General features: G+C 71.9%; 11 protein-coding genes and 1 pseudogene. 10 read left to right on the plus strand and 2 right to left on the minus strand.

Annotated features, from left to right (window positions below; all coding sequences use genetic code 11):
• Positions 1–81: 81 nt before the first annotated feature.
• A pseudogene (locus tag CKO13_RS12735) lies at positions 82–585 on the plus strand (O-antigen ligase family protein); the annotation flags it as partial.
• Between the two features lie 981 nt (positions 586–1,566).
• Here CKO13_RS12735 and CKO13_RS07530 read toward each other — a convergent pair.
• Positions 1,567–2,556, minus strand: a complete 990-nt coding sequence (locus tag CKO13_RS07530) for an Rpn family recombination-promoting nuclease/putative transposase (RefSeq protein ID WP_200258995.1) — start codon at positions 2,554–2,556, stop codon at positions 1,567–1,569.
• A 221-nt stretch (positions 2,557–2,777) separates the two neighbouring features.
• Between CKO13_RS07530 and CKO13_RS07535 the strand changes: the two genes are divergently transcribed.
• The 7 genes from CKO13_RS07535 (at position 2,778) to def (ending at position 8,080) form a co-directional block, all read left to right on the plus strand.
• On the plus strand, positions 2,778–4,328 hold the full coding sequence (locus tag CKO13_RS07535; protein ID WP_200258953.1) for a Fic family protein: 1,551 nt from the start codon (positions 2,778–2,780) through the stop codon (positions 4,326–4,328).
• A gap of 74 nt (positions 4,329–4,402) precedes the next feature.
• Positions 4,403–5,020 carry a DUF1640 domain-containing protein gene (locus tag CKO13_RS07540; protein ID WP_200258954.1) on the plus strand — a complete coding sequence of 206 codons (618 nt, stop codon included), beginning with the start codon at positions 4,403–4,405 and terminating at the stop codon, positions 5,018–5,020.
• Between the two features lie 165 nt (positions 5,021–5,185).
• Complete coding sequence (locus tag CKO13_RS07545) at positions 5,186–6,376, plus strand: HD domain-containing phosphohydrolase (protein WP_200258955.1); 1,191 nt, start codon at positions 5,186–5,188, stop codon at positions 6,374–6,376.
• An 81-nt stretch (positions 6,377–6,457) separates the two neighbouring features.
• Positions 6,458–6,757 carry a hypothetical protein gene (locus CKO13_RS07550; protein ID WP_200258956.1) on the plus strand — a complete coding sequence of 100 codons (300 nt, stop codon included), beginning with the start codon at positions 6,458–6,460 and terminating at the stop codon, positions 6,755–6,757.
• A gap of 290 nt (positions 6,758–7,047) precedes the next feature.
• Positions 7,048–7,230, plus strand: a complete 183-nt coding sequence (gene pufB / locus CKO13_RS07555) for a light-harvesting antenna LH1, beta subunit (protein WP_274600668.1) — start codon at positions 7,048–7,050, stop codon at positions 7,228–7,230.
• Positions 7,231–7,244: 14 nt separating this feature from the next.
• On the plus strand, positions 7,245–7,442 hold the full coding sequence (locus tag CKO13_RS07560) for a light-harvesting protein (RefSeq protein ID WP_200258965.1): 198 nt from the start codon (positions 7,245–7,247) through the stop codon (positions 7,440–7,442).
• A 134-nt stretch (positions 7,443–7,576) separates the two neighbouring features.
• The gene (def, locus tag CKO13_RS07565) at positions 7,577–8,080 is read left to right on the plus strand and encodes a peptide deformylase (RefSeq protein WP_200258976.1); all 504 of its coding nucleotides are present in this window, start codon (positions 7,577–7,579) and stop codon (positions 8,078–8,080) included.
• On the opposite strand, the gene CKO13_RS07570 is transcribed toward def, so the two are convergent.
• A complete protein-coding gene (locus CKO13_RS07570) occupies positions 8,073–9,317 on the minus strand; it encodes a PP2C family protein-serine/threonine phosphatase (RefSeq protein WP_200258989.1) in 1,245 nt (414 codons plus the stop codon). The genes def and CKO13_RS07570 overlap by 8 nt on opposite strands.
• Positions 9,318–9,453: 136 nt before the next feature.
• Here CKO13_RS07570 and CKO13_RS07575 point away from each other — a divergent pair, with 136 nt between their 5' ends.
• Positions 9,454–10,929: an RsmB/NOP family class I SAM-dependent RNA methyltransferase gene (locus tag CKO13_RS07575; RefSeq protein ID WP_200258991.1), complete on the plus strand. Its 1,476-nt coding sequence runs from the start codon at positions 9,454–9,456 to the stop codon at positions 10,927–10,929.
• A 72-nt stretch (positions 10,930–11,001) separates the two neighbouring features.
• On the plus strand, positions 11,002–11,468 hold a 467-nt coding region (locus CKO13_RS07580; RefSeq protein WP_200258993.1), incomplete at its 3' end, for an AsmA family protein.

Raw genomic sequence — 11,468 nt, forward strand, 5'->3', positions numbered from 1 at the left:
ACCGGCCACCGCCCCACGGCGCTCTTCCTCAACCCCAACTCCGCCGCCGCCCTGGTCAACCTCCTCTGGCCCACCGTCGCCGTGGCGTGGCTGGCCGGCGCCGAGCGCCTGCTGGGCACGCCCCGGGCGCAGCGGGCGCTGCTGCCGGCGCTCTTCGTCCTGGTCTTCGCCGTGGGCCTCGACGGCGGCCGGGCGGCCTTCCTGGCCGCGGCGACGGCGCTGGCGGTGGTCCTCGGCGGCTCGGCCTACGCCCTCGGCGTGGGGCGGCGCCGGCTGGCGGCGGTGGCGCTGGTCTTCGTCGGGGCGCTGCTCGCCGCCTACCTGGTCAACGTGCTGGGCCTGGGCACCGGCCGGCTGCTCGGCGAGCGCATCGCCTCGCTGGGCTCGCCGGACGAGGCCGGGGCTGTGCGCTTCCTGCAGTGGGCGGCGACCTGGGAGCTGATCCGCGAGGCGCCGTGGCTCGGGCTGGGGCCGGGCGTCTTCTGGCTCGCCTACGCGGCGGTGCGCCCGGCGGGGGACGGCACCGCCGGGATGTTCGCCCACAACGACTACCTCCACTTCTGGGCCGAGCGCGGCCTGCCGGCGCCGCTGCTGGTGCTCGCCGTCGGCGGCGTCTGCGTCTACCTCTTCGTCCGCGCGGTGCGCGCCGGGCGCATTGGCGCCCTCGACCCCGCCTCGGCGGCGGGGGCCATCGCGGCCTTCGCCGCCGTCGCCGGCCTCGGCCTCCACGGCCTCTTCAGCTACCAGCTCCAGCTGGCGAGCATGCTCATCCCCGCCTTCCTCCTCATCGCCGAGCTGGAGCGCCTGGCGCCGGCGCGGCCCCTGGCCGTGCTGCGCCTGCCCGACTGGCGCCGGCCGCTGACCCTCACGGCGGGGGCGGGGGCGCTGGCGCTAGTCGTCTTCAGCGTGGGGCTCATCGGCTCGGCGCAGCGGGCGACGGAAGCGGGCATCGAGCACACCCGCAGCGGCGACTACGAGGCCGCCGAGCACGCCTTCCTCACCGCGCAGCGGCGCTGGGGCTGGGCGGACCCGCCGTGGCTCCACCACGCCGAGCTCTACCAGCGGCTGCTCGCCCAGGTGCCGGCGGCGGAGGCCGAGCTGCGCCGCGAGCTGATGGCCGAGGCGATGCGGCTGCTCGACACCGCGCGCGACCGCAACCCGCTACGCGCCCAGATCCCCACCCTCCGCGGCGAGCTGCGCCGCGACTACCCCGAGCTGACCGAGGGCAGCCCGCGGGCCGCCTTCCGGCGGGCCCTCGCCCTCAACCCCCGCGCCGTCTCCGCCCGGCTGGCCTACGCGCGGCTGCTGCGCCAGGAGGAGGGCGACGAGGCCGCCCGGGCGGTCCTCGAGGCGGGCGTGGAGCTGCGCTACGGCCAGAAGGCGGCGCCGCTGCCGCTCTACCAGGTAACCGCCGAGGCGCGCTCGGCCATGGGCGACCCCGAGGGGGCGGCGGCGATGCGCGAGCGCATCGAGTCGCTGCGCGAGCGGCTGCGGCGGGAGTCGGGGATTGAGCGCGGAGTCCGCCCGTGGCTGAGCAGCAGCACGACCCCGCCTACAAGCGGCTCCTCAGCCTTCGTGACCGAGGACCTCATCGATGCTGTCGGCTTGGAAGACGCGGTCGGACCAGGCCCACAGGGTGTCCTCGTCAGCAGACTGGATACGCTCAAGCTGCTGCTCGGTCAGCGGACCGAAGCGCTTCTCGAGCATCCGGGCGAGCATCTTGGCTTCGCCTTCCAGCCGACCTTTCTGCCGGCCTTTCTGGTGCCCCTTCTGCTCCCACTCCTTCTCCCACTGATTCATGCGCTCAGCCAGCATCTCTTGTACCTCCTCCAGATCTTGGATCTCTTGCCCTTGAGGCGGCGGTTGCTCGGCGAAGGGCTTGCGGCGCAGCAGCACGCGCTGCACCCAGAGGGCGAACTCGCGGCGCAGCCGGCGCTGCTCCGGCTGGTGCAGCCACTCGCCGAGCTTGCCGATGATCGCGAGCATCTCCTGCGGATCCCGGCTGTGCTCGAGCCGGAACAGGGCGTGGACCAGGTTGCGCAGCTCTGGGGAGTCCTCCTGCTCCAGCAGCGCCTTCTCATCGAGGACCAGGTAGCGCATCTGCGGCCGGTAGGCCTCGAGCCCGCCGGGGACGTACTGGATCAGCTCCTCGATGTCGGCCGCTGCCGACCAGCGCGGCTCGCCGTTGTAGAGCACCACGGGCAGCACCGGCGGCAGTCGCCCCTCGTCGGTGAGCTTGCCCTGCGTGATGAGATCCTGATAGAGCAGGCCGACGTAGGTCATCATGCGCACCGCCATGAAGCGGTCGATCCCGCTCTGGAACTCGAGCAGCAGGTAGACGTAGAGCCAGTCCTCGCCCCAGCGCACCCGCCAGATCACGTCGTCGTGGCGCCCGCGATAGTCCTCGGTGGCGTAGGAGCCGTTCTGCTTCTCCAGGGTGGCGAAGTCGAGCTCGCGGACCCAGTCTTCGCGGACGTAGTCGACGAGCAGCTCCCGGACCATCTCCGGCTGGGAGAAGAGCCGCTTGTAACCTGGGTCGTGCTTTTGCGCCGCCATGGTGGTCTCCGTCCGCTTAGCTCGAGCGTACCACGTCCATCTCGGTGCCTTGGATCATCATCAACCGCCTGCACAGAACGCCCTCCTGCTCAAGGGGGTCCAACAGCAGCTCTTGGTCTTGGTGATGCGTGAGCAGACGCGCGAGGCGGAGGCGGCCGCGTAATCGAGATTCATGGTAATCTTTTGTTGTTATTCTTTTTCATGAGGCGTAGCCGCTTTTCATGGCCGCTGGCACGCAGAACCGCTTTTCAGGGGCTGTCACCGTTTTTCACGAGCACCGGCTGCCCGAGCGGGCCACCCCGGCAGGCTACGCCGCGCTGATCGATGCCTACGGGCTCCGCGTTCCCTGGCCGCGCCGGCTGTGGGCCACGTCGGAGCGGCACAAGGTCTACAGCGAGGGCGGCTGGCGGCTGCTGACGCCGCGCCATGCGCCCCCGGCAACGCTCGAGGGGCACCTGACCTTCGCCCTGAAGTACGAGGGGCTCGATCTCGCCGTCCTGAAGCGGCTCTTCCAGGCGGTAGGGCCGGCCGCCGTGGCAGCGTTGGTCCGCGCCAAGCCGACGGGGCGCTATGCGCGCCGGATCTGGTTCCTGTACGAGTGGCTGCTCGGCGCGCAGCTGCCGCTCGGCGATGCCACACAGGGCAATTACGTGCCGGTCGTCGATCCGGCCCTGCAGTGGACGGGGGAGGGCGAGGCCTCCCCCCGCCACCGCGTGACGAACAACTTGCCCGGCACGCCCTCGTTCTGCCCGCTCGTCTCCCGCACGGAGACGCTCGACGCGCTAGTCGGGCTCGATCTGGCGGCCCGTGCCCGCGCGGTGATCGATACGGTCCCTCAAGGGGTCCTCTCGCGGACGGCGGCGTTCCTGCTCCTGAAGGACTCGCGGTCGAGCTATGCGATCGAGGGAGAGCACCCGCCCCAGGACCGGATCCAGCGCTGGGGGCGTGCCATCGGCGAGGCCGGCCAGCACCCGCTCGATCTCGACGAGCTCCTGCGCCTGCAGCGCATCGTGATCGGCGATGCCCGGTTCGTGGAGCTCGGGCTTCGCCGGGAGGGCGGTTTCGTCGGCGCGCGCGATCACAGCATGCGGCCCTTGCCGGAGCATGTCAGCGCTTGTCCCGAGCACCTGCGCGATCTCGTGGAAGGCATGATCGCCTTCGACCGCGGCCCGGCTGCCCACATCGATCCCGTCATTGCCGCGGCCGTGCTGGCTTTCGGCCTGATCTACGTCCACCCCTTCGAGGATGGCAACGGCCGGATCCACCGCTACCTCATCCACCACGTGCTAGCGGAGCGTGGCTTCAACCCCCCGGGTCTGGTGTTCCCCGTATCGGCGGTCATGCTCGAGGAGATCGACCGCTACAGGGCCGTCCTGGAGGACTACTCGCGGCGCCTTCTGCCCGTCATCGATTGGCGCGCCACCGAGAGCGGCAACGTGGCCGTCCTGAACAACACGGCGGACTTCTACCGCTTTTTCGATGCCACGCCGCATGCGGAGTTCCTGTACCACTGCGTTTGGCGGACAATCGAGCGGGATCTGCCGCAGGAGGCCGAGTTCCTCCGCCGCTACGACGCGTTCTGCCGACGTATCGAGCAGCTGGTCGATATGCCGGAGCGAACGCTCGATCTGCTGTTCCGCTTCCTCCAGCAGAACGGCGGCCGGCTGTCCAAGCGTGCGCGGGAGCGGGAGTTCGCCCAGCTCTCGGCCTCCGAGGTGGCGTCTGCCGAGCGGATCTACGGCGATCTTTTCCGCAGCGACACCGGCTACTAGCGGCCGCAAGCGGACGCCTCAACGACAGCGAGTTATTATGGGGCTGTCCAGCACCGCCCATACCGCGTGACTGTATGACCTCCTCCTCCATTATCGAGCTCTACGAGCAGCTCGCCGCCGCGCCCGACGACAAGACCCGGGCGCGGCTCATCGCCGAGGCCTTTGAGCGCATTGAGGAGCGTTACCCGGAGGTCCGCGAGCTGCCCACCCAGACCCACCTCTCCGAGGCCGAGCTGCGGCTGCGCCGGGATATCGAGCAGCTGCGCCACGAGACCCAGGAGCGGGACGGCCAGCTGCAGAAGGAGCTCGAGCAGCTGCGCGGGGAGATGCGCGAGATGGATGGGCGGCTGCAGCGGGAGATTGAGCAGCTGCGCCACGAGACCCAGGAGCGGGATGGCCAGCTGCAGAAGGAGCTCGAGCAGCTGCGCGGCGAGATGCGCGAGATGGATGGGCGGCTGCAGCGGGAGATTGAGCAGCTGCGCCACGAGACCCAGGAGCGGGACGGCCAGCTGCGGAAGGAGCTCGAGCAGCTGCGTGGGGAGACCCGGGCGATGGAGGAGCGGCTGCGCAAGGAGATCGCCGCCATCAAGTCCGAGACGATCAAGTGGACGGTGGTCTGGACCGGCGGCCTGCTCCTCGCCCAGGCCGGCTTGATCCTCGGCGGTATGCGCTTTCTGCTCGCTGGCGGCTAGGGAAGGAGCCGCTGATCGAAAGAGGGGCCGCAAGGAGGCGGGTCGGGCGGCGCGCCGGGGAGGGGCTAGAACCCACAACACCGGCGGTGTTACTTTTGATGAAAATAAATTCGCCGCGGCCTGCGGCCTGCCTGGAAGCGGGCGGGCCTCCCCCGGAGGGCGCACGTGAGTATCGACAGTCCCTTACCCGTTCACCCCGGCGGCGCTGCCGGCCCCGGTAGCGCCTCGGCTACCCTCGAGGCCCTCCTGCCGCTGAGCCTGCAGGAGCCGGACATGCGGCTGAGCGAGCGGCTCGAGCGCCTGCGGCTGCACATCAACGAGCGCCTCGACGGCGGCGCCATCCACCGCATCGCCGTGGCCGTCTACGAGCCCGAGGCCGGGCGGCTGAAGACCTACGGCGCCGGCAGCGACCAGGCCAGCCCCCTCGACCACTACGAGGTCGCCCTCGAGCAGGTGCCGACCCTCGCCGAGCTCGCTGAGACCGGCGAGCCGCGGATCATCGACGACTACCTCCACCACCCGGGCACGCAGCCCCACACCGAGGCCCTGCGCGGCAGCGAGCTGCGCTCGGGGATGATCCTGCCGCTGAGCTACGAGCACGAGCTCTACGGCTTCCTCTTCTTCAACTCCCGCCTGCCGGGCTACTTCAACGGGGCGCTGCTCCAGCGCTTCGGCCCCTACGCCGACCTGGCGCGGATGATGGCCGTGGCCTCCATCCGCAAGAACCGCGTCCTGCGGGGGGCGGCGAAGACCGCGCTGAGCTTCAGCCGCATCCGCGACGACGAGAGCGGCGCCCACATGCACCGGATGGGCGAGTACAGCCGGCTCATCGCCCAGGGGCTGGCGGAGCGGCTGTCGCTGAGCGACGAGTACGTGGCCATGGTCCACGAGTTCGCGCCGGTCCACGATATCGGCAAGATCGCCATCCCGGACCACATCCTGCTCAAGCCGGGCCGGCTCACCGACGAGGAGTTCGCCCAGATCCGCGAGCACGTCCCGCGGGGGGTGGCCATGGTCCTCTCCATGGCCGACGAGCTCGGCCTCCACAACGACCGCCGCACCACGCTCCTGCACAACATCGTCGCCTACCACCACGAGCGGCTCGACGGCAGCGGCTACCCCACCGGCGCCAGCGGCGAGGCCATCCCCCTGGAGGGGCGGATCGTCGCGGTGGCCGACGTCTTCGACGCCCTGACCAGCGAGCGGGTCTACAAGCCGCAGTGGTCGTGCGAGGCGGCCGCCGAGCTGCTGCGCCGGGAGGCCGCCGAGGGCAAGCTCGACATCGACTGCGTCGAGGTCTTCCTCGCCCACTGGGACGCCATCGCCGCCATCCGGGCCCGCTGCGGCGTCAATTGAGGCGCCCGCCGGGGCGCAGTATGATGCCTGCCAGTGGGCTGACGGGGCGTCAGCCGCCGCTCGAGGGATCATGCGCTCGCCATGGGCAAGATCGGACTGCTCCTCGCCTTGGCCGTCTTCCTGGCCCACCTGGTTGCCTTCGCCTGGCTCGGGCTCCGGCGGCGGGCGCCGTACTACGCCGCGCCGGTGCTCACCTTCTCGCTGCTCAGCGGCTCGGCCGCCGCGCAGCTGGCGGCGCCGGCGGCGACCGTCGCCGGCGATCTCCCCCTCTACAGCGCCCTGCGCCTCGCCGCCTGGCCCGTGGCGGCGGTCTCCATCGGCTGGACGCTGGTGCGCCTCTGGCGCCGCTACACGGGCTCGCGGCCCGGGCGCGCCGGGTAGCCCGGCTCGCCTCGGCGGCGGGCGCGGCGGCTCGGCGAGGGGCTTGAGGAAATCCGCCGCGCGCTCGCCGGCGAACGCCGATCCGGCCGGGCGGATGGGTAGCGGCATGGTACCGCACCCCATGTGGCACGATGTCCCCCGTAATTGACCGCCCCGGGTGCCTCTTGGTTATCTGTACTCGCAATATCGAGGTGGCATGCGGGCCGTCTCCCGCCTGGTCTCAATAAACGGGTGGCTTAGGCTCACATCTCCACGCAAAGGCAAACGCCTTCAACGAGAGGAGTAGCGCTATGTTCGATAGCAAGATGATGGGGCAACAGTCCGACGATCCGGAGCGCGTATGGCCCTCCGGCCTGACGGAGCCTGAGGCTCAGGAGCTGCACGCTTATGTGCTCAACGGGACGCTGATCTTCTTCGCGATCGCCTTTATCGCGCACGTCCTGGCCTACATCAATACGCCCTGGCTCGGCTAAAGGAGGGCTAAACCATGTATAACGCTCGTATCTGGCTCGTTGTTCCGCCGAAGGTCGGTCTCCCGCTTTTCCTGGGCGTGGTGGTGCTGCTGTCGCTCCTCGTCCATACGGCAGTCCTGACCCAGACCGACTGGTATCCGGCCTTCCTCCAGGGCAGTAACGCCGCTGTCGAGGCGCCGGCGGCCGAGGCGCAGACGCCGGCCAACGAGTGAGGCTCTAAGGCCGCACGCGACGGTCCTGTAGCACCGTCTACGGCTTCTATGGCCGGCAGGCCTCTAGAGGCCTGAGCCAAGGGGCGGGATCCCTAGGGTCCCGCCCCTTGCTCGTCGGAGAGGAGGACCCGGGCATGGCCAGGCTGAGCATCCTTGAGTACCCCGACCCCCGGCTGCGCCACGCCTCCGAGCCCGTCGAGACCTTCGACGCGGGGCTTGAGCAGCTCGTCGCCGACCTGTTCGAGACCATGGACGCCCACGGGAGCCTCGGGCTATCCGCCCCCCAGGCGGATGTGCAGCGGCAGGTGATCGTCTGCGACGCCTCCGGCCGCGGCGAGGCCCGGCGGGTCTTCGTCAACCCCGAGATCACGGCCAGCGCCGCCCGCGGCTACGTCCAGGAGACGTGCCTCTCCGTGCCCGGCCGCAAGGGGCTGGTCAAGCGCCCGACCCGGATCACCGTCCGCGCCCTGGACCCCTCGGGGGCGCCCTTCACCGCCCGGCTCCAGGGCCTGGAGGCCGTCTGCGTGGGCCACGAGGTGGACCACCTCCAGGGCGTGCTGTTCATCGACCGCCTCTGGCTACCGCGCCGCCTCGGCATCCGCGCCCGTACGGCCCTGCAGCAGCGCCGCGCTAGCTAGCCCGCTCCCCCGCCGGCAGGAGGCGCCCGAGGTCGAGCTCGAGGAGGGTGGCGTCGTCGCGCTCCCGGCTGAGCCGGTGCGCCCGGGCGATCCGGGCCTGGAGCTGCTCGAGGCGGCCGCCGGCCGGCGCCTCGCCGAGCAGGGCGGCGAGCTCCTGGCCCTCGAACCGCCCCTGCTCGTCGACGCCCTCGAGGACGCCGTCGGAGCAGGCGTAGAGGGCCTCGCCGGGCAGGACCGCCCGGTAGGCGAGGGGGTAGGCCGGCGCGTCCCCGGCGCTGGCGGCCACCCCGAGCGGCAGCCCCTCGGAGGGGAACACCGCCGCCGGCCCCGCCTCGCCGCAGAGCGCCAGGGCGGGCATCCCGCCGTTCCAGACGCCGATGCGCCGCTGCGCCGGGTCGAGCTCGATCAGCACCGCGGCGAGGAACATATCCGGCGGCAGGGTCCGCCGGAACTCGCGGTTGAGGGCGCTGAGCAGCCCCTCCGCCGTCTCGCCCGCCTCGACGGCGTCGTGGAAGCGCCCGGCGAGCACGGGAGCGCCGATGGCCGCCGAGATGCCGTGGCCGGTGAAGTCGCCGAGCAGGAAGAGCAGGCTGCCGTCGGGGCGCTCGCCGCCGAGCAGGATGTCGCCGCTGAGGGCCTCGGCCGGCCGGTAGTGCCAGCGCACCCCGGGCAGGGCGAGCGAGGCCGAGCGCGTCGCCCGCTGCAGGATCTCCTCGGCGATTTCCTGCTCGACCTCCAGCCGGCGGTGGGCCTTGCGCAGCTCCAGCTCGTCGACGGTGACGGCGGCGAGGTCCTGGAGGATGGGCAGCCGGCGCCGGTCGAAGGGGCGCGGCTCGGTGTCCTGGACGCAGAGGACGCCGATGTGGAAGCCCCGCCGGGTGGTCAGCGGCACGCCGGCGTAGAAGCGGATGCCGGGGGCGTCGACGACGAGGGGGTTGTCGTGGAAGCGCTCGTCGCGGTGGGTGTCCTCGACGATGAGCGGCTCGCCGCTGGCGACGACGTGGCCGCAGAAGGAGATCGAGCGCGCCGTCTGGCAGGTGTTGAGGCCGCGGACCGACTTGAACCACTGCCGGTCCCGGTCGACGAGGGTGATGGTAGCGATGGGCGCCTCGAAGACCTGGCAGGCGAGCCGGGTGAGCCGGTCGAATGCCTCCTCGGCGGGCGTGTCGAGGGCGCCGTAGCTGTGCAGCTCCGCAAGGCGCTGCTCGTCTTCTGCGGGGGTCGGGGCGCTGCGCATAGACCGCTCTCCCTCTAAGGGTATGCGTCGGATCAATCCTAACAGGCGCGTGGACTTCAGCGCCGCTTGCTAGCATCATTGCCATCCCTTATGGATCGTCAATCACTGGATGGATCGTTTGGGGGGTGAGTTGCCTATGGACCGATACGAGCCGCCGCAGGACCTGGCCGCCAGCGAGTCGGCCTACAGCCGCTACCGGGAGCTGGTCGACGACTGGGCGGGCTTCTGCGCCGCCCTCGAGCAGCCGCTGCTGCCGTGCATCCGGGTCAATACCGGGCGGATCTCCCGGCAAGACCTGATCGCCCTGCTCCACGAGGAGGGCTTCGACCCGCAGCCGGTGCCCTGGCACGCCGAGGCGCTGACCGTCGGTGGCGGCTTCCGGCCCGGCTGCCACTGGGGCTTCATCGCCGGGCTCTTCCAGCCCCAGGAGGCCGCCTCGATGCTGCCGGCGGCGCTGCTCGACCCCCGGCCCGGCGAGCGGGCCCTGGACCTGTGCGCCGCGCCGGGGAACAAGACGGCGCAGATCGCCGACGCCCTCGGCAACCGCGGCACGGTGGTGGCCAACGACGCCAAGCGCGGCCGCCACGGCGCCCTCAGCCAGACCCTCAAGCGCCTCGGCGTCGTCAACGTCGCCCAGACCGTGCGCGACGGCCAGGGGATGCCGTGGGAGGTGGGGACCTTCGACCGGGTCCTCGTCGACGCCCCCTGCTCCTGCGAGGGCACCTTCCGCAAGAACGCCCTCGCCGCCGAGGCGACGCCCGAGCCGTTCCGCGAGCGGCTCAGCCGCCTGCAGCAGCGCCTGCTCCACCGCGGCCTGGAGATGACCCGCGCCGGCGGGACGCTGGTCTACGCCACCTGCACCTTCGCCCCCGAGGAGAACGAGGCGGTGGTGGCCGCCGCCCTGGAGCGCTTCGGTGGCGCCGTCGAGCTGCTGCCCGCCCGGGTGCCGGGGCTGCACCTCGAGCCCGGGCTCGAGGCCTGGGGCGGGCAGCGCTTCGGGCCGGCGCTGGCGCGCTGCGGCCGGCTCTGGCCCCACCACAACGACACCGGCGGCTTCTTCGTCGCCGTCTTCCGGCGCCTCGAGCCGGGCCGGGGGCAGGCCGACCCGGAGCCGGTCGCCGCCGACCCGGACGCCCAGTCCCGGCTGGCCGTCTTCCGCGACGCCTTCGGCGTGCCCGAGTCGGTCCTCGCCGGGCTGACCGCCTTCTACGAGGGGCGCAAGTACACCCGCATCGTGGCCTCGGACCAGCGCCCGCCGCGGGCGGCGATCCGCGAGGGCGCCGGGCTCCCGGCGGTGCGCGCCGAGAGCCGCTGGCCCAAGCCGGCTACCGCCGCGGCCCTGGCCCTCGGGCCCCACGCCCGGCGGCAGGTCCTCGAGGTGGACGCCGCCGAGGCGGCCGCCTTCATGCGCCGCCGGGCCGTGGTGCCGGGGCCGGAGCGCCGCCCCGAGGGCCCGGAGGGCGGCTACGTGCTGGTGCGCTACCGCGGCTACCCCATCGGGGTCGGCGAGCAGCGCCGCGGCGCCATCCAGAGCCTCTTCCCCAAGGCGTGGGGACCCAAGGGCAGCGAGCGCCTCTACGGCCTCGAGCCGGCCGGCGAGGGGCCCGCCTAGCGCCGGCTCGCCGCGGCCGTGGCAGGTGCGCTAGGCTGCGCGAAAACAACGGATCAAGGAGGAGGCAGGCCCATGCTCCGGCTCCTGAAGTGGCTCGCCCTGGTGGCGCTCGCCCTGGTGGTGGCGGTCGTCGCTGTCATCGCGGTGGCCGTCACCGTCATCGACCCCAACGACTACCGCGACGAGATCGCCGCCGCCGTCGAGCGCCAGACCGGGCGCGAGCTGCGCATCGAGGGCGAGATCGGCTGGTCCTTCTACCCGTGGCTGGGGCTGGAGCTCGGCCGGACGACCCTCGCCGACGCCGAGGGCTTCTACGACGCGCCCTTCGTCGAGATCGACAGCCTCGAGGCGGCGATCAAGGTCTGGCCCCTGCTCCAGGGCCGGCTCGAGACGCGCACCCTCGTCCTCGAGCGGCCGGTGGTGCGGCTGATGCGCAACGCCGAGGGGCGGGGCAACTGGGAGGCGCTCGCCGAGCGCCTCGGCGGCGCCGGCGAGCCCGGCCAGCCCGGGGCCTCGGAGCCGGCCCCCGCCGAGGGGGA

This window comes from Halorhodospira neutriphila (assembly GCF_016584055.1).
In the GTDB taxonomy this organism is placed as follows: domain Bacteria; phylum Pseudomonadota; class Gammaproteobacteria; order Nitrococcales; family Halorhodospiraceae; genus Halorhodospira; species Halorhodospira neutriphila.

What these genes read in the sequence shown, in the direction of transcription:
- CKO13_RS07575 (WP_200258991.1), top strand. Translation starts at nt 9,454, where the DNA reads ATGGACCGATACGAGCCGCCGCAGGACCTGGCCGCCAGCGAGTCGGCC.
- CKO13_RS07570 (WP_200258989.1), bottom strand. Translation starts at nt 9,317, where the DNA reads ATGCGCAGCGCCCCGACCCCCGCAGAAGACGAGCAGCGCCTTGCGGAG.
- pufB (WP_274600668.1), top strand. Translation starts at nt 7,048, where the DNA reads ATGTTCGATAGCAAGATGATGGGGCAACAGTCCGACGATCCGGAGCGC.
- CKO13_RS07560 (WP_200258965.1), top strand. Translation starts at nt 7,245, where the DNA reads ATGTATAACGCTCGTATCTGGCTCGTTGTTCCGCCGAAGGTCGGTCTC.
- def (WP_200258976.1), top strand. Translation starts at nt 7,577, where the DNA reads ATGGCCAGGCTGAGCATCCTTGAGTACCCCGACCCCCGGCTGCGCCAC.
- CKO13_RS07550 (WP_200258956.1), top strand. Translation starts at nt 6,458, where the DNA reads ATGGGCAAGATCGGACTGCTCCTCGCCTTGGCCGTCTTCCTGGCCCAC.
- CKO13_RS07530 (WP_200258995.1), bottom strand. Translation starts at nt 2,556, where the DNA reads ATGGCGGCGCAAAAGCACGACCCAGGTTACAAGCGGCTCTTCTCCCAG.
- CKO13_RS07535 (WP_200258953.1), top strand. Translation starts at nt 2,778, where the DNA reads ATGGCCGCTGGCACGCAGAACCGCTTTTCAGGGGCTGTCACCGTTTTT.
- CKO13_RS07540 (WP_200258954.1), top strand. Translation starts at nt 4,403, where the DNA reads ATGACCTCCTCCTCCATTATCGAGCTCTACGAGCAGCTCGCCGCCGCG.